The sequence below is a fragment of the Dyella flagellata genome (assembly GCF_030160275.1).
Classification (GTDB): domain Bacteria; phylum Pseudomonadota; class Gammaproteobacteria; order Xanthomonadales; family Rhodanobacteraceae; genus Dyella_B; species Dyella_B flagellata.
In genome coordinates, this window is the sequence record NZ_BSOA01000003.1 from 15,153 (window position 1) to 29,696 (window position 14,544).

General features: G+C 61.4%; 15 protein-coding genes and 1 tRNA gene. 4 read left to right on the forward strand and 12 right to left on the reverse strand.

Annotated elements, in window-relative coordinates; genetic code table 11:
- Positions 1-233 precede the first annotated feature (233 nt).
- Together QQJ96_RS01495 and QQJ96_RS01500 are read right to left on the reverse strand one after the other, a co-directional pair.
- Positions 234-1,616, reverse strand: a complete 1,383-nt coding sequence (locus QQJ96_RS01495) for a serine hydrolase domain-containing protein (RefSeq protein ID WP_284330139.1) — start codon at positions 1,614-1,616, stop codon at positions 234-236.
- Positions 1,617-1,763: 147 nt separating this feature from the next.
- Entirely contained in the window at positions 1,764-1,916 is a 153-nt protein-coding gene (locus tag QQJ96_RS01500; RefSeq protein WP_284330140.1) for a hypothetical protein, read from the reverse strand.
- Between the two features lie 151 nt (positions 1,917-2,067).
- Between QQJ96_RS01500 and QQJ96_RS01505 the strand changes: the two genes are divergently transcribed.
- The gene (locus QQJ96_RS01505; RefSeq protein ID WP_284330142.1) at positions 2,068-2,985 is read left to right on the forward strand and encodes a class I SAM-dependent methyltransferase; all 918 of its coding nucleotides are present in this window, start codon (positions 2,068-2,070) and stop codon (positions 2,983-2,985) included.
- A gap of 301 nt (positions 2,986-3,286) precedes the next feature.
- On the opposite strand, the gene QQJ96_RS01510 is transcribed toward QQJ96_RS01505, so the two are convergent.
- Together QQJ96_RS01510 and QQJ96_RS01515 are read right to left on the reverse strand one after the other, a co-directional pair.
- Positions 3,287-3,363 (reverse strand) — tRNA-Arg (locus QQJ96_RS01510).
- A gap of 156 nt (positions 3,364-3,519) precedes the next feature.
- Entirely contained in the window at positions 3,520-5,427 is a 1,908-nt protein-coding gene (locus QQJ96_RS01515) for a M61 family metallopeptidase (RefSeq protein WP_404649387.1), read from the reverse strand.
- A gap of 315 nt (positions 5,428-5,742) precedes the next feature.
- Between QQJ96_RS01515 and QQJ96_RS01520 the strand changes: the two genes are divergently transcribed.
- From QQJ96_RS01520 to QQJ96_RS01530, 3 genes are all read left to right on the forward strand, one after another.
- Positions 5,743-6,405 (forward strand): outer membrane protein, encoded by a 663-nt coding sequence (locus tag QQJ96_RS01520; protein WP_284330143.1) that lies wholly within the window; start codon positions 5,743-5,745, stop codon positions 6,403-6,405.
- A gap of 172 nt (positions 6,406-6,577) precedes the next feature.
- The gene (locus QQJ96_RS01525) at positions 6,578-6,940 is read left to right on the forward strand and encodes a hypothetical protein (protein WP_284330144.1); all 363 of its coding nucleotides are present in this window, start codon (positions 6,578-6,580) and stop codon (positions 6,938-6,940) included.
- A 190-nt stretch (positions 6,941-7,130) separates the two neighbouring features.
- Positions 7,131-7,493: a hypothetical protein gene (locus QQJ96_RS01530; RefSeq protein ID WP_284330146.1), complete on the forward strand. Its 363-nt coding sequence runs from the start codon at positions 7,131-7,133 to the stop codon at positions 7,491-7,493.
- Between the two features lie 247 nt (positions 7,494-7,740).
- On the opposite strand, the gene QQJ96_RS01535 is transcribed toward QQJ96_RS01530, so the two are convergent.
- The 8 genes from QQJ96_RS01535 to QQJ96_RS01570 all read right to left on the reverse strand — a co-directional run bounded on the left by QQJ96_RS01535 (position 7,741) and on the right by QQJ96_RS01570 (position 14,430).
- On the reverse strand, positions 7,741-8,046 hold the full coding sequence (locus tag QQJ96_RS01535; protein WP_284330148.1) for an STAS domain-containing protein: 306 nt from the start codon (positions 8,044-8,046) through the stop codon (positions 7,741-7,743).
- Between the two features lie 9 nt (positions 8,047-8,055).
- Positions 8,056-9,240 carry a methyl-accepting chemotaxis protein gene (locus QQJ96_RS01540; protein WP_284330149.1) on the reverse strand — a complete coding sequence of 395 codons (1,185 nt, stop codon included), beginning with the start codon at positions 9,238-9,240 and terminating at the stop codon, positions 8,056-8,058.
- A 16-nt stretch (positions 9,241-9,256) separates the two neighbouring features.
- Positions 9,257-10,354, reverse strand: a complete 1,098-nt coding sequence (locus QQJ96_RS01545; protein ID WP_284330151.1) for a protein-glutamate methylesterase/protein-glutamine glutaminase — start codon at positions 10,352-10,354, stop codon at positions 9,257-9,259.
- A 39-nt stretch (positions 10,355-10,393) separates the two neighbouring features.
- Entirely contained in the window at positions 10,394-11,050 is a 657-nt protein-coding gene (gene cheD, locus QQJ96_RS01550) for a chemoreceptor glutamine deamidase CheD (RefSeq protein WP_284330152.1), read from the reverse strand.
- The gene (locus QQJ96_RS01555) at positions 11,047-11,925 is read right to left on the reverse strand and encodes a CheR family methyltransferase (protein WP_284330153.1); all 879 of its coding nucleotides are present in this window, start codon (positions 11,923-11,925) and stop codon (positions 11,047-11,049) included. The genes cheD and QQJ96_RS01555 overlap by 4 nt, the downstream gene beginning before the upstream one ends.
- Before the next feature lie 3 nt (positions 11,926-11,928).
- Positions 11,929-12,135: a hypothetical protein gene (locus QQJ96_RS01560; RefSeq protein ID WP_284330154.1), complete on the reverse strand. Its 207-nt coding sequence runs from the start codon at positions 12,133-12,135 to the stop codon at positions 11,929-11,931.
- Positions 12,136-12,207: 72 nt separating this feature from the next.
- Positions 12,208-13,932 carry a methyl-accepting chemotaxis protein gene (locus QQJ96_RS01565; protein WP_284330155.1) on the reverse strand — a complete coding sequence of 575 codons (1,725 nt, stop codon included), beginning with the start codon at positions 13,930-13,932 and terminating at the stop codon, positions 12,208-12,210.
- 12 nt (positions 13,933-13,944) lie between these two features.
- On the reverse strand, positions 13,945-14,430 hold the full coding sequence (locus QQJ96_RS01570) for a chemotaxis protein CheW (protein WP_196240369.1): 486 nt from the start codon (positions 14,428-14,430) through the stop codon (positions 13,945-13,947).
- Positions 14,431-14,544: the final 114 nt, after the last annotated feature.

Below are 14,544 nucleotides of genomic sequence, written 5' to 3' on the forward strand. Positions count from 1 at the left end.
CGTTCGAGCCGGTCTGCATTGCGCGCGCGGCCACCGCGAAATAGCTGGTCTTGTGGCCGAGCCCTTCCCTTGGCAGAAACGACCACCCTATCGATCCGGCCGGCGAAACGCGTGCGCGAATAATGACCAATTCGAGGCAGCGCGTAGGCTGGGATGACAATCCCAGCATCGGGACGCCGTGTGGAAAGCTGGGATTAGCATCCCAGCCTACGCGCTAATGACCCGCCTGCCGGCTATCGAGTGCCCAGGTGCTTTTCCACTCGTGGCGGGTCCATGCCATCCGGATAGAATTCCAGCGCGGTGACCTCCCCGTTTGTCGACTTCACGACATGAAAATAATCGGTACCGTCACCGGCATAATAAAGAAGCTCGCTGCGAGCCGGCGTCAATGGACGTTTGGGTCCGGGTGCCCGCTGAATGTAAAGCTGCCCACTGTCCCAGCTTATGACATGCCGGGATTCGCCCTGGATTTCATAGCTTCCCAGCAGAGCGCTTACCTCGCCCTTTGACAGGGTTACGTCGTCGAAGCGCCGGTAAGGCTTACCGATGGCCAGCGCGGCCAGCTGATGCGCGACGCTGCGTGCATTGGGCTTTCCGGCATCCGAGTTGGCGAGGACCACCACCGTGACTTTTTCTTCGGGCACGTATACGTATTGCGATGCGAAACCCTCGATGCCACCGTTATGCTCAAAGACTTGTTCACCGCGTACCCGGTCCAGCATTACGCCGTAACCATAGGGAACGGTGCTCCCGTCCGAAAGTCTGGCCGGCGTCGTCATTTGCTTGAGCAGTGAGGATGGAAACGTCTGGCTGTTGTTGAGGCCTTCGACCAGGTGGCGTATGTCATCGCTGGTTGCAGCGAGCGCCCCGGCAGTCATGGGGCCATCGATGGACACAAAGGGCGGCCTGGTCACAGCGCCACGGGTGTCGGCACTATAGCCTTGCACTAGATGGTTCACGACCGCATCGTCGGAGTAATAGCCGGTATGGGCCATGCCAAAGGGGGTGAGCACCAGGTCATGTTCGACCTGATCCCAGCGGCGACCTGTCACTTTTTCGATGACGGCGCCCAGCAGCATGTATCCCGAATTGCTGTAACGCCAATCGCCTCCTGGCTTGAAATCCAACGGTTGTTTGGCGATCAGGCCGACCAGCGCCTTGGTGTCCAAGCTCAAGCCTGGATCGACATTCCAGTTATCGCTTATGCCTGCTGTGTGGCTCAGCAGTTCGGCAATGGTGATGTCGGAGGCATGAGGAAAGTCCGGCAGAAATCGGGACAAGGGGTCGGCCAGTGACAACTTTCCTTGCTGGCCCAGCAACAAGATCGTCGCTGCCGTGACGGTTTTGGTGATCGACCCTATGCGGTAGACGTCATCGTCCGAGCTTGCTACATGAAGCTCCAGACTGGCCATTCCGCGCGAGGCACGGTAGATCACCTTGCCGTCCTTGGAAACCAGTGCGGAGATACCCGGCCCATCCTGCCGCGTGGAGCGGAACAGGATTTGATCGGCTGCAGATGCAAACGGTGACGGTTCCGATGCCGTGGCCTGGAAAGCCACGCCCAGGAGTGAAATACCCAGCAAAGCGGCTCGAAACACGCGAACTATGCAATCCATGGTCATTCCCTGTCTTGGTTTGTGCGATCTACGGGCAAATCGGCCGCGAAGGACTCGGCCTTGGCCGAGTTGCCAAAGGCGTCTTTTTACGCCTATCCCTGGCAAAGACTACCGCTCAACATAACGCAGTGACTTGCACCAGGCCAGTCACGCATCACCTTGGCCCCGATATCCGTCGGCCAGCAAGGGACGACGCGGCGTGACCGAAACTTCATTGACCTTGGTCCAGTGAACGGCAGCTTGTCCATTCGGGTAGATGACGAAGGGCATGTCCATGAGATCGCCCACATCGACGTCCATGCTGGCGCTGATGGTACGGAACCGCGTGTTATTTTGAGACACCGCAAAAAGATGGCGCACACTCGTTCTGATTCAAGACCCATTACACTTGTCTGCAACAGAGTGCCGACCATCGACACTCAATCCAACCCCTTTCAGCCGCCATCAGCCCATGAGTCATCTTGACAAACTTTCTCGTTTCTTTAGGCGTCGGGCTCAAGACAATCAGGAAAATGCGGCACGCAAGCGGATTCTCACCTCGCACCCCAACGGCCATTTCTACTCCCCCGTGGTTGATCCTTCGGAGATTTCCGCACGCACCGATCAGATATGGCCGGTACACCCCGCGATTCTTGGCATTGATTTCAACGACGCAAGCCACCAATCGATACTGGCTCGCGAATTTCCGCGTTTTTATCCGCAATATGATTATCCGGAGCATTTGCAGGAATCGGAAACACTGAGTTCGTTCTTCACACAGAACTCCCAATTCAGCTGGCTGGACTCGCGCTTGTTTTTCGTATTGTTGAGAGCCTGGCGACCCGCGCGAATACTCGAAGTCGGCAGCGGGTTCTCCACTCTGCTTGCCGCCGACGTCAAACGGCGGTTTCTCGATGGGGATCTCGACTTGACTTGCATCGAGCCCTATCCGCGTCCATTCCTGCACCATGGATTCGATGGACTGACGCGTCTTATTGAGCAAAAGGTGCAGGACGTACCTATGGCCGAATTCCTTAGACTTGAAGCTGGCGACATACTTTTCATCGATTCGTCGCACGTCGCCAAGACAGGGAGCGACGTCAACTATTTGTATTTCGATGTGCTGCCTAGATTGAAACCAGGGGTACGCATTCACGTGCACGACGTCTTCTTCCCCCATGATTACCCCAAGGAATGGGTTATTGATCAAAACAGGAGCTGGAACGAACAGTACGTGTTGCGTGCACTTCTGATGTACTCGAATGCGTTCGAGGTGATCTTCTCGTCCAGTTATGCGTATTGGCGCTTCCCCGAACAGGTACGTTCCGCGCTGGCCTATGCGGATGGAAGATATTTCGATGGCGGTAGCATCTGGTTTGAGCGGCGTTGATGCCGACGCCATGCCAGGCCTGATTGGCCCTGGCCCCAGCCATGGAAATGATTGACTGCTCGCCAACAGGTTATTGCTAAGGCACGCACAGTGCCTTGGCGCAAGACTACACCGTTGGTGTGCGGGTCTGCGCAGCGAGTAACCGCCTTTCTTCAGAATCTAACGCACGCTTTGCCCTGGACCGTAACAGGACCGCAAAGCCGGATCGATGCCGGCAAGTGAGCCTGGCCGGCGCCAATGGACCCGCGGAGCGAGGCCAGGCGGCCGATCACGCGACCGGCGTCGCGGTTTTGCTCGCAATTGGCGCGCCCGGAGGGATTCGAACCCCCGACCAATGGCTTCGGAAGCCACTACTCTATCCGGCTGAGCTACGGGCGCGTGATAAGCGCTGGCGCGAAGGATCCAAAGGAGGATGAGCGCCAAGCGGAGGGGAAGTATAGCGGAGGTGGATGGGGATGCCCATGATGGCGCTTCTCACCAGGGCAGACCCTCACCCCAGCCCTCTCCCCCGCGGGGAGAGGGCTGAAAGCAAGCTCACTTCGCCTTGATCAGCTGGCTCAAGGTATCCGGCTTGCTGCTATCACGCTCCAGGTGCGGGTACTTCAGGCCGCCGTGGTAATCGATGCGCACAGTCTTGTACTCATCGAAATTCTTCACCAGCAGTTCGATCGGCTGGCTGCTGTCCTTGGCGGCGGCCGTGACGGCATCCTTGATCGCATCCGAATCGTAGCTGCGGCCATTCACGGCAACGATCGTCATGCCCGGCGAGAGGCCCGCGTTGAAAGCGGGGCCATCCCATAGCACGTCGTTGATGGCGCCTTCCTTGCCGATCGAAACGCCCAGGGAGTAACTCAGGTCGGTCATATGGCGGAACATTTCCATCGCCTTGACCGCATCGGACGGCTTGTCGTTGTAGACCAGCTTCCAGCCATGCGAAGCCAGGCCGCCGGTCAGCGGGCCGTGTCCGTCCAGGCGCGTACGCAAATAGCTCGCCCAGTCGTACGGTGAGATGCCGTTGAGGGTTTTCACAACGTCATCAAAGGTATACGGATCGACATCCCACGCCCCCGGATTCACACCGAAGAATACCTTGGCGAAATCATCGATGGTCTTCTTGCCGCCGGTCAGTTCGCGCAGCTTGCCGTCCACGTCCAGCCAGATCATCTCGCCGGCGGAGTAGTAATCCTCGCTGCCCTGGTAGTTGCGATACGGCAACGGGCGGCGCAACGCGATGGTCGGATCGTTGGTGGTGTCCTGCACATTGCGCCAGCTGGCCAGGCCCGGGCGCCCCTTGTCATAGACGGAGGCGACAGCGGCGATCATCTCCAGGTACTGCTTGTCGCTCCACAGGCCCGAGCGCGCGGCGACAACCTGGCCCCAGAACTGCGTCTGGCCTTCGTACACCCACAGCAGCGAATCGCCCATCGTCACATTGAAGTTCGGCGTGGCCAGGTCTGCGCCGCGGCGATATTTGCCGTCCCATGAGTGATTGAACTCGTGCGAGAGCAGGTCGCGCATCGCCCAACCCTTGCCCCACTCGGTGAAGTAGGCGGGCGGGGTGCCGTTTTCGCTGGAGCGGTGATGTTCCAGGCCGTTGCCGCTCATCTTGTCGCTGAGCGAAAGCAGGAAGTCGTAGTGGTCGTAGTGATGCGCGCCATACAGCTTGTACATCTGCTGCACGAGCTGGCGGTGGATCTTCAGCTGGTCCGGCGTGACTTCCAGGTACTTCGGATCATCCGCCACGATGTTCAGATGCACCGGCGTGCTTGCGCCGGGGTCGAGGTCCAGGCGCTTGAAATACTTGCCGGCATAGATCGGCGAGTCGACCAGGTCGTCGTAATCGATCGGCTTGAAGTGCACGCTGCCGCCATCCTGCGAGGCCACTTCCAGCGCGGAGCCGAACTGCCAGCCGGCCGGCAGCTTTACGCTGGGCTCGGCCTGGATCTGACGCGCGTAGTAGCCGGCCGGGTAAACCGAAACCGTGTTCCACTGCAGGTTGAGCATTTCCGGCGTCATCACCACGCGACCCTGGCGGGTGTCCTGCGGCGAGAGGAACTGGAAATCCACTTCGACTTCGCTGGCGCCCTGCGGTACGTCGACATTGAAGGCATACACGTTGTATTCGTCACGCGTCCACGGCAGCACCTTGCCATTGGCCTTCACCGTGAGGCCGGCGAACTTGTCGATTGGGCCGGTGGGCGAATGGTTGCCCGGTATCCATTGGGGATACAGCAGCGTCAGCCGGCCGGCCGCCGCGACCGGGATGGTTTCTTGCACCCGGAACACGCGGTGGGCGAGGTCGGTGGCATCCACGTTGATCTTCAGCGCGCCGGCGCTGTAGGGAACGTTCTGCGGGGCGGGCACATCGTCGGCAAAAGCAACGACAGTGGTACCTCCCAGCGCGATGGCGAAAAGGGCGGCTGCAAGCGGGGTGCGTTTCAAAGGAGTCTCCTGGTGCGGCTAGGCCGCCAACAGCAACGTGAAGGCGGCGTAAGCCACGATCCTAGCCATGCGCATACGCTCGGCTCCCCTGCCAGAGGTCACGCGCAAACCCAGCGCCATCTTGGATTCGAAGCCTGTAGGAAAATGCTGCGGCGCAGTAACAAAACCTGAACCGCAGACTCCGCAAGAACCATTCGGCAAAGTTTGGTTCAGCCCGAACGTTACAGGATTGTTACCGCCGTGTTCCCCCGCACGGCCCTTCACCTCGTTCTCCCCATCGCGGTGAAGCCCTATAAAAAAGAGAAGGAGTCCCCCATGAACAAGCTAGTTCTCTCGGCCGCCATGGCCGCTTTCGCGCTGTCCCCCGTACTGAGCCAGGCTGCTCAGACTGATGCTGCCGCCACCAGCACTTTTGGCGCCAACATCAATCCCAACTGGCAAGACAATTTCTTCGTCGCCGGCCAACTCGGCCAGACCCAGTACCGCGACAGCTACCTGACCCACAACCATAGCGTGTTCCAGAACGTACGCTTTGGCTGGCGCTGGAACGGCATCGTCGGTCCGGAAATCGGCTATGCCTACCTGGGCCGCCCGAAGTACGACGCTACTATGCAAAACGGTCTGGGCAACCCGGTTGACCTGACGGGCTCAGTCAAGACCCGCGTCCTGACCGCCGGCGTGAACGGCAAGTACAACGTGTACAACAACTGGTACGCCACCGCGCATGCGGGCTACCTGCGTTCCCAGTCGAAGAGCAATTTCACTGCCGTAACCAACTTCGGCGCAGGCGACCTCAGCACCAACAGCGCCAAGAGCACCGACTATGACGACGGTTGGTACGCCGGCCTGGGCGTGGGCTACGACCTGACCCGCAACTTCAGTGTCGGCGTGAACTACGACAACTACCACCTGAACAGTAAGTCAGGAGCAGGCGTGAGCGTAGCGGCCTATTCCGCTTCGGTGGAATACCGCTTCTAATCGAGCGCGGCACGTAACGATGAAAGAAAAACCCCCGGCTTGCCGGGGGTTTTTTGTGGATCTGACTGGGTATTCCGGGATCGTCGGGCGTACCTAAAGTTTCTCCCGATGAGGCCGATACCGGTTTTCGGTGGCTCTTCAAGCCCACGCCTTTCCCCCTAAGGACTCATCCATGAAAATCGTACTCGCCGCGACCCTGTTGCTGGTCGCCCCCATCGCCGCCCATGCCACCTGCGCAGCCAGCGATTTCGCCATCCAGGACGTCAAGGTCGCCGCGGTCGGCAGTGGTGTTGCCACCCGTCTTAGCGTCAAGGGCAAGCTGGTGAACAATTGCGCTTCAGCCGCTGCCGCCCAGGTTCGCCTGGACGCGAAGGACGGCTCCGGCAACGTGCTCGCCTCCAAGGTAGGCTGGCCCGCCGGCACCACCAACGTCAGCCCCGGCCAGTCGGTGGAATTCGACCTGGGCCGCCTGATGCATTACCAGTCGGACATGCAGAACTACTCGCTCAGCGTGGTCGACGTAAAAGCCTGGTAAGACACCTGGCATTTACTCAAGCTTGTGAATCGGCCGACGGCCTGCGCCGTCGGCCTCTTTTTGCGAATGAAACCACGCTCGTGGCCAGCGCATGCAAACCCTGCAGCATCGCTAAAGTTTCGTCGTCCCCAGGCCGATAGTTGTTTCAAGCCGTGCTGTTCCTGGCGAACCGAGTCCTGAGGAGTGACACATGAGAACCGTACTCGCTGCGACCTTGCTGCTGGTCGCTCCCATCGCCGCCCATGCCGCCTGCGCAGCTACCGATTTCGCGATCCAGGACGTCAAAGTCGCGGCGGTCGGCAGCGGTATCGCCACCCGCCTGAGCGTGAAGGGCAAGCTGGTCAACAATTGCGCCGCACCCGCCGCCGCGCAAGTTCGCCTCGACGCCAAGGACGGTTCCGGCAACGTGCTCGTCTCCAAGGTGGGCTGGCCCGCCGGCACCACCAATATCAGCCCTGGTCAATCGGTGGATTTCGACATGGGCCGCCTGCTGCACTACCAGACTGACATGCAGAGCTATTCGCTCAGCGTGGTCGACGTAAAGGCCTGGTAAAACGCTTCACCCAAACCCAATGCGTGTGAACCTGCCGGCGGTGCTAGCCCACATCGCCGGCCTTTTTTTGTGCGGTGGAATTTGGACTGCGGCGCAGAACTACGCAACACCTTGTTCGCCGAAGACGTAGCAAGCGCTTATTAGTCGAAGCCGATCGAAAGCGGCTCCCTTGGGCGGTGAGCGCGTAGGCTGGGATGATAATCCCAGCTAAGCGGAGAGCTGGGATTATCATCCCAGCCTACGCTTCTCAATGCAGGGTAAACAGCTTGTCGAACCCGGCTACGCGTAACGTACCACGCAGCGCGGTGCTGGCATTGACGATACGGATCTCAGCACGATCGCCACCGGCGTGCTCGCGCAGCAGCAGCAGCATGCCCAGCGCGGAGCTGTCCATGCTTTCCACTTCGCCCAGGTCGATCACATAGCTGCGTGAGGGCTTGTGTTCGCCCAGGCAGGCTTCGTGGAAACTGCGGTGCACGCTGAAGTCGAAGCGGTTGCTGAATTGCAAGGTCAGGCAATCCTGTTCGCTGTCATGTTGAACATTGAGATGCATGGCTTATCCTCAAAACAGTTCGATTTCGCCGGCGTCCATGCTGTTCTGCAGCGCCGGGCCACGCGAACGGATGCGGGCTTTTTCACGCTGCAAGGCCAGACGCTCGCGCACACGCTCGGAATGCTGGCGCAGCACTTGCACATCGAATTCCTCGCAGGCCAGCGATTCAATGTCACGCGTGGTTTCGGCGGCCACGCCTTGCAATTCCACCAGGCGCGTGCGCGTCTGATTGAGCAACTGGCTGAGAATATCTTCGAACTGCAGCGAGCGGATGGTGGTGGAAACATCGTTGCCGAGGCCGCGATTGATCTCGACCACCTGGTCAGCTACGGCCGTGGCGCGCGCGTCGCTCTCGGTCACGTGGGCCATCATCGCGTCGATGCCGCCCTTGGCCGACAGCGCCACGTTCAAATCCTGCGAAGCCAGCTCGCCGACCAGGTCGCGCACCTGCTCCATCGCGATGCGCGCGCGCTCGACGTGGCTGCCGATCTGCTCGTTGAACTGGTTGGAATGGCTGGCAAGATTGCGAATCTCACCGGCCACCACCGCGAAGCCGCGGCCCGCTTCGCCGGCTCGCGCGGCTTCGATGGCCGCGTTGAGCGCCAGCAGGTTGGTTTCCTCGGCAATGGTGTTTACGTTCTTCAGCAGGGCGAACACCGCATCCATTTCCTTGGACATACCGTCGATGCGATAGACGATGCGCAGGCTTTCGCGCGACAGCTGCACGATCAGGCCGACGAAATGTTCCAGCAGGTCGCCGGTACGCGAAGCGAAATCCTGCACCGACACACCGCCATTCTGCACGTCGATGATCTGCTTCAGCAGCGACTGCTGCATGCCGGTCTTCTGCGACAGGCCGTCGAAGCCGCCGCCCAGCTCGGACACTGCGTCACGCAGCAAGTCCAGTGCCTGGTGCAATTCACGCGCGGCGTGGCCGAGTTCGTCGACCAGCGCACCGCGTATATCCTCCAGCGCCTCGCGTACCGGCGAATGATCCTGTTCAGGCGCGGCTTCCACGACCACCGGGGTAGCACTAAGGCGCCGGCATTCGAAGATCCACACCGCGCAGACGGCGGTGACCAATACGGGCGCCATCCATGCCGGATTCCAGATCAGGCACAGCAGCAAGGCGGCAAGGCTTGCGCCGATGCCGACGAGGGGGCGGGGAGCGGAGGCGGAAAGGATGGCGGACATAAGCGATTCCGATACGTCAGGATGCCGCGCGTCGTGCGCTAGCAATGGGTTGTTGCGCCAGCACCAGCAAGCGTGCGGCGATGTCTTCGAGCGGAAGCTTTTCGCCGGCTGCGCCGAGTTTCCAGGCGGCACCCGGCATGCCCCACACCACCGAGCTGGCTTCGTCCTGCACCAGGGTGGGGGCGCCGCTTTCGCGCATTTCCAGCAAGCCCCGCGCGCCGTCGTCGCCCATGCCGGTAAGCAGTACGCCGATTGCGGCTGCGCCAATGCTGGCGGCGGTGGAGCGGAACAGTACGTCCACGCTGGGTTTGTGGCGATTTACTTGCGGGCCGTCATGCAAGCGGCAGACATGCTTGGCGCCGTCCCACATCACCAGCAGGTGTTCTCCGCCAGGCGCGATGTACGCATGCCCCGGCTGGATTGGCTGGCCATCGCGCGCTTCACACACGCGCATGGCCGAGCAGTTGTTCATGCGCGCCGCAAACGGGCCACTGAAGGCCGCGGGAATGTGCTGCGTGATCACCATCGGCGGCGCATCCGGCGGCATCGCTTCCAGCAGCACGCGAATGGCTTCGGTGCCGCCCGTGGAGGCACCTACCGCGATGATGCGGGTGCCGCCACGCGTGCCTGGCGATTGCGAGCGTGGCAATACAGCGTCGGCAGAAAGGCGCGGTGGCACGGCGATCTTCTGCACTTGTGTGTAGGCACGCGGACGCGTGCGCGCAGCCAGTTTCACTTTAGTGCAGATTTCCTGCGCGCTCTCGGCAAAGCAATTGGCCAGGTCGCTGGACGGCTTGGTGAAGAAATCCACCGCGCCGATCTCCAGCGCACGCAAAGTCACCTCCGCTCCGCGCTCGGTCAGCGACGACACCATCACCACCGGCATCGGCCGCAGCCGCATCAGGTTTTCAAGAAAGGTCAGCCCGTCCATGCGCGGCATTTCCACGTCCAGCGTGAGCACGTCCGGATTGAGCTGCTTGATCTTGTCGCGCGCGATCAGCGGGTCGGCGGCCGCGCCGACCACCTCGATACCGGGATCGGAATCGAGCATGGCCGACAGGAGCTTGCGCACCAGTGCGGAATCATCGACGACCAGGACACGGACTTTTTCCATTACCGCTTTCTCGCTCAGTGCTTCAACGCAAGGGGAGCTTCAGAACAGCTCCACCTCTCCCTTTATCGGATCGTTCGCCAAACGCTTGAGGTAGCGCTGTTCGTTGGCCGCCAGCTCGGCATCGCGCTGGCTGCGCAACTGCCTCACGCGCACCCTTCCGCTGGCCGGGAAAAACTGCAGCTGGCGCGGATAGATGTCGCCCACGTCCGCCGCCACGATCGGCAAGCCTTCGGTTTCCAGATAGCGCTTCACGAACGCGACATTGCGCTGGCCCACATCGGTCATCTGCGCCAGCACGCGCCCCCCGCCGAAAATCTTCACCGTCAACGATTCGCGCCGGCCACCGGCTTTCAGCAGGGCGTTGATGAGCTGCTCCATCGCGTCGGTGCCATAGCGCGCCGCGCGGCCAATCGCCGATGACCAGTCGTTGCGCTCGCCGTTCATCGGCTCCGGCAGCATGAAATGATTCATGCCGCCGATGCGCCGCTCGGCGTCACGGATGCAGGCGGAAACGCATGAGCCCAGCACGGTGGACACCATTTCCTCCTGCGCGCTCACGTAATACTCGCCCGGCAGTACTTTCACCGTCATGCAGTTATGCGTGGGATCCCAGAATCGGCGCATGTGCTCGAAACCGGGCAGGACGGGCTCGCTGATGCTGGGCGCAACGGCAACGCCTCGGATGGGAGCGGTCATACGGCACGCCTCCGATAGACGGTACGGCCGACCAGGTCGAACTCGTCGCTCAAGCCATGCATCGATTCGGAATGGCCCAGGAACAGATAACCACCCGCCTCCAGTAGACCGGCATAGCGTCCGAACAGGCGCTGCTTGGTCGGCTTGTCGAAATAGATCACCACGTTGCGGCAGAAAATGGCCTCGAACGGCCCGCGCATCGGCCAGTCGTGCAGCAGGTTGAGCGGCTGGATCGTGACCAGTTCGCGCAAGCGCGGATGCACGCACGCATAACCTTCATAGCGACCCTCACCGCGCAAGAACCAGCGGCGACGGCGCTCATCGCTGATGCCGCCCATGCGATCCAGCGCGTACATGCCGGCACGCGCGTGCTCCAGCGCCTGCGGCGATAGATCGGTGGCGAGGATGCGCGCATCGACCTTGCTGCCGGTGCGTTCCAGTGCTTCGGCCAGCACCATCGCCAGCGCATAAGGCTCTTCGCCGGTCGCGCAGCCGGCGGACCAGATGCGCACCCGGCCGCCATTCTTCTTCTCGTCCAGCCAGCGCGGTAGAAGTTCGTCCACCAGCAGATCGTAGTGATGCATCTCGCGAAAGAACGAGGTGACGTTGGTGCTGATCGCGCTGGCCAGCTCGCCCAGCTCTGCATCCGGGTCCTGGCGCAGCAGCTGGCAATAGCCGCCGAAGTCCTTCAAGCCCAGGGCGCGCAGGCGACGCAACAAGCGGCCTTGCACCAGCTGACGCTTTTGTTCGCTGAGCGCGATACCGCAATGCCGGTACACGAAATCGCGCAGGAACTGGAATTCGGCATCGCCGAGCGAGGGTCCACCCGAGCTCGACACGGCTGCATTGAAATCGGAGACGGCGGTCGTAGCCATGGCTTAGAACTCCATCCGCTCGCTTGCGGCGCAGAACACGGGTTGCAGCGCCTGTACCAAAGCCTGGCCGCGCGCGGCGGCGAACAGCGACTTGATGGAAATGGTCCAGTTACCCAGCATCACGATGACTACCTCTTGGAGTTCTACAGCGACGAATGTCGCTCGCAATGGGTGGTGCACGATCTCCTTCTGCGCCAGTACCACTCCCACACCAGCCGGCACCCCTTAAACAGCCGGCTGGCAACCAGGTTTTGAATTCACTGCATTGCCGGCGACAAGGCCTCAGAATTCCTTCCACACGTCGGCGTCGGCCGTAGCCGGCACGCTGCGGCGCTGCGGCGCAGCCGCCGGAGCGGACTGACGTACGGCCGCAAACACCGCTTCGGTTTCGGCCAGGATTTCCGCCGCCTTCGGCTTGGCCTGCGGCGCAGTGGCCGCTTCCTCGCCGAGGCGGAAGAAGCCCACCTGCCGCGACAACTCGCCGGCCTGTTCGTGCATCGCGCGCGCGGCGGCGGAAGCTTCTTCCACCAGCGCGGCGTTTTGCTGCGTCATCTCGTCCATCTGCGACACGGCGTGGTTCACCTGGTCGATACCGGCCGATTGCTCCTGGCTCGCAGCGGCGATCTCGGCCACGATGTCGGTCACCTTTTTCACGCTGTCGACGATGTCCGCCAGCGCCTTGCCGGATTGATCCACCAGCTCGGAACCCGCGCGCACCTTGTCGGCGCTGTCGTTGATCAGCAGCTTGATTTCCTTCGCCGCACCGGCGCTGCGCTGGGCGAGGTTGCGTACCTCAGTCGCCACCACCGCGAAGCCGCGGCCCTGTTCGCCGGCGCGTGCCGCTTCCACCGCCGCGTTCAAGGCAAGCAGGTTGGTCTGGAAGGCGATCTCGTCGATCAAGCTGACGATGTCGGAAATCTTGCGGCTGGAGGTATTGATCTCGCGCATCGCCGTCACCGCCTGCGCCACCACTTCGCCGCCGCGCTCGGCCTGTTCACGCGCACCGCGGGCGAGCTGGTTGGCGTGGCTGGCGTTTTCGGCGTTCTGCTTCACGGTGGAAGTCATCTCCTCCATCGACGAAGCAGTTTCTTCCAGGCTGGAAGCCTGTTCCTGCGTGCGCTGGCTGAGGTCGTCGTTACCGCGAGCGATCTGCTGTGCCGCCGTGCTGACCGCGTCGGAACCATTGCGCACTTCGCCGACGATCTCGACCAGGCGCTGGTCCATCGTGCTGAGCGCGGCGAGCAGTTGCGCCAGCTCGTCCTTGCCCTTCACTTCGACGTTATGGCCGAGCTTGCCGGCAGCGATTTCATTGGCGACTTTCATCGCATAGTTCAACGCATGCGAGATCGAACGGATCAGCAGGGCGGAGCGCAGCGCCGAGAACAACAAGCCGGCAATCAGCGCGACCAAGGTGATCAAGCGCACGCGCTGATAGCTCTTCACCTGGTCGGCGTAGATCTGGCCAGCCTCCTCGCTCTGTACCTTCACCAGCTTGGCCAGCGCGTCCTGTCGTTGCATCAGCAGCGGACGCAGTTCCATCTCCACCAGGTCAGTAGCGCCGGTATCGGCCTGCTTGATGGCGTCGAGCACATCCTGCTTGGCCTGGGTGTAATCCTTGTCGCTGGAATGCCATTCCTTGTTGGCTGCCGTCACGGCAGGCGTCATCGGCAGCTTGCCGAATTTTTCCTTGTAGTCGTTCATTTCGACCTGATAGCGATCGAACTCCGCCATCTTCTGTTTCACTTGGTCGGCCTTGCCGACCAGCGCGGCCGCTTCGCTGAGCGTGAGGAACGACTTGAGCGAGTCGCTGCGTACCTGGTCCAGGTACTGGCTGGGCACCATGCCGGTTTCGTAGATGCGCTGGGTGCCAGCGTTCTGCTGCGACATCGAATACAGCCCGAGGGCCGCACCGGCCAGCAGCATGAGGCCGAGCAGGCCGACCAGCGTGACCAGCCGCGCCCGCACGCTGGAGGATAGGAACTTGAATGTCGGGAAACGCAATTTCATGGAGGTTGTCCTTCAGGCTACGGCTTTCACTTGACCAGCCGCGTCGAGGGCGGCTTCGAGCATCTGTGCATCCTGCGGTTGCAGCAGTTTGTCGGCGTCCAGCAGCAACACCATGCGGTCGCCGACTGAGGTCAGTCCTTTCAGATATTCGGTATCCACGGTGGTGCCCATGTCCGGCACCGGGCGAATCGCATCGCTTGCCACGTCGAGCACATCCGATACGGCATCCACCACCACGCCGAACTGGCGGCCGGCCACGGTGATGATCACGGTGACGGTGGTGGCGTTGTATTCCTCGCGGCTGAGGCCGAAGCGCAGGCGCAGATCGATCACCGGGACGATCGCGCCGCGCAGGTTCAACACGCCCAGCACATAGTGCGGCGACTGCGGAATGCGCGTCACGGGAGTCCAGCCGCGGATTTCGCGCACGGCCAGGATGTCGACGCCGTACTCCTCATGCGCGAGGTTCACGGTGAGATATTGCGCTTGATCGGACATGTTTCGCCTCATGGTCGGGAGCCTCCGGGTGCTGCTCCCGTTCGTAGGAGAAATCGGCGGTTTTTAGGGAAACTTGAGGTGGGAGAAGCGGGCGACGAGCCGAATTTGCAGGCT

Coding starts and splice junctions, on each gene's coding strand:
- QQJ96_RS01495 (WP_284330139.1), bottom strand. CDS start 1,616: ATGGATTGCATAGTTCGCGTGTTTCGAGCCGCTTTGCTGGGTATTTCA.
- QQJ96_RS01540 (WP_284330149.1), bottom strand. CDS start 9,240: ATGTCCGCCATCCTTTCCGCCTCCGCTCCCCGCCCCCTCGTCGGCATC.
- QQJ96_RS01565 (WP_284330155.1), bottom strand. CDS start 13,932: ATGAAATTGCGTTTCCCGACATTCAAGTTCCTATCCTCCAGCGTGCGG.
- QQJ96_RS01535 (WP_284330148.1), bottom strand. CDS start 8,046: ATGCATCTCAATGTTCAACATGACAGCGAACAGGATTGCCTGACCTTG.
- cheD (WP_284330152.1), bottom strand. CDS start 11,050: ATGACCGCTCCCATCCGAGGCGTTGCCGTTGCGCCCAGCATCAGCGAG.
- QQJ96_RS01525 (WP_284330144.1), top strand. CDS start 6,578: ATGAAAATCGTACTCGCCGCGACCCTGTTGCTGGTCGCCCCCATCGCC.
- QQJ96_RS01555 (WP_284330153.1), bottom strand. CDS start 11,925: ATGGCTACGACCGCCGTCTCCGATTTCAATGCAGCCGTGTCGAGCTCG.
- QQJ96_RS01505 (WP_284330142.1), top strand. CDS start 2,068: ATGAGTCATCTTGACAAACTTTCTCGTTTCTTTAGGCGTCGGGCTCAA.
- QQJ96_RS01530 (WP_284330146.1), top strand. CDS start 7,131: ATGAGAACCGTACTCGCTGCGACCTTGCTGCTGGTCGCTCCCATCGCC.
- QQJ96_RS01520 (WP_284330143.1), top strand. CDS start 5,743: ATGAACAAGCTAGTTCTCTCGGCCGCCATGGCCGCTTTCGCGCTGTCC.
- QQJ96_RS01500 (WP_284330140.1), bottom strand. CDS start 1,916: ATGGACGTCGATGTGGGCGATCTCATGGACATGCCCTTCGTCATCTAC.
- QQJ96_RS01570 (WP_196240369.1), bottom strand. CDS start 14,430: ATGTCCGATCAAGCGCAATATCTCACCGTGAACCTCGCGCATGAGGAG.
- QQJ96_RS01545 (WP_284330151.1), bottom strand. CDS start 10,354: ATGGAAAAAGTCCGTGTCCTGGTCGTCGATGATTCCGCACTGGTGCGC.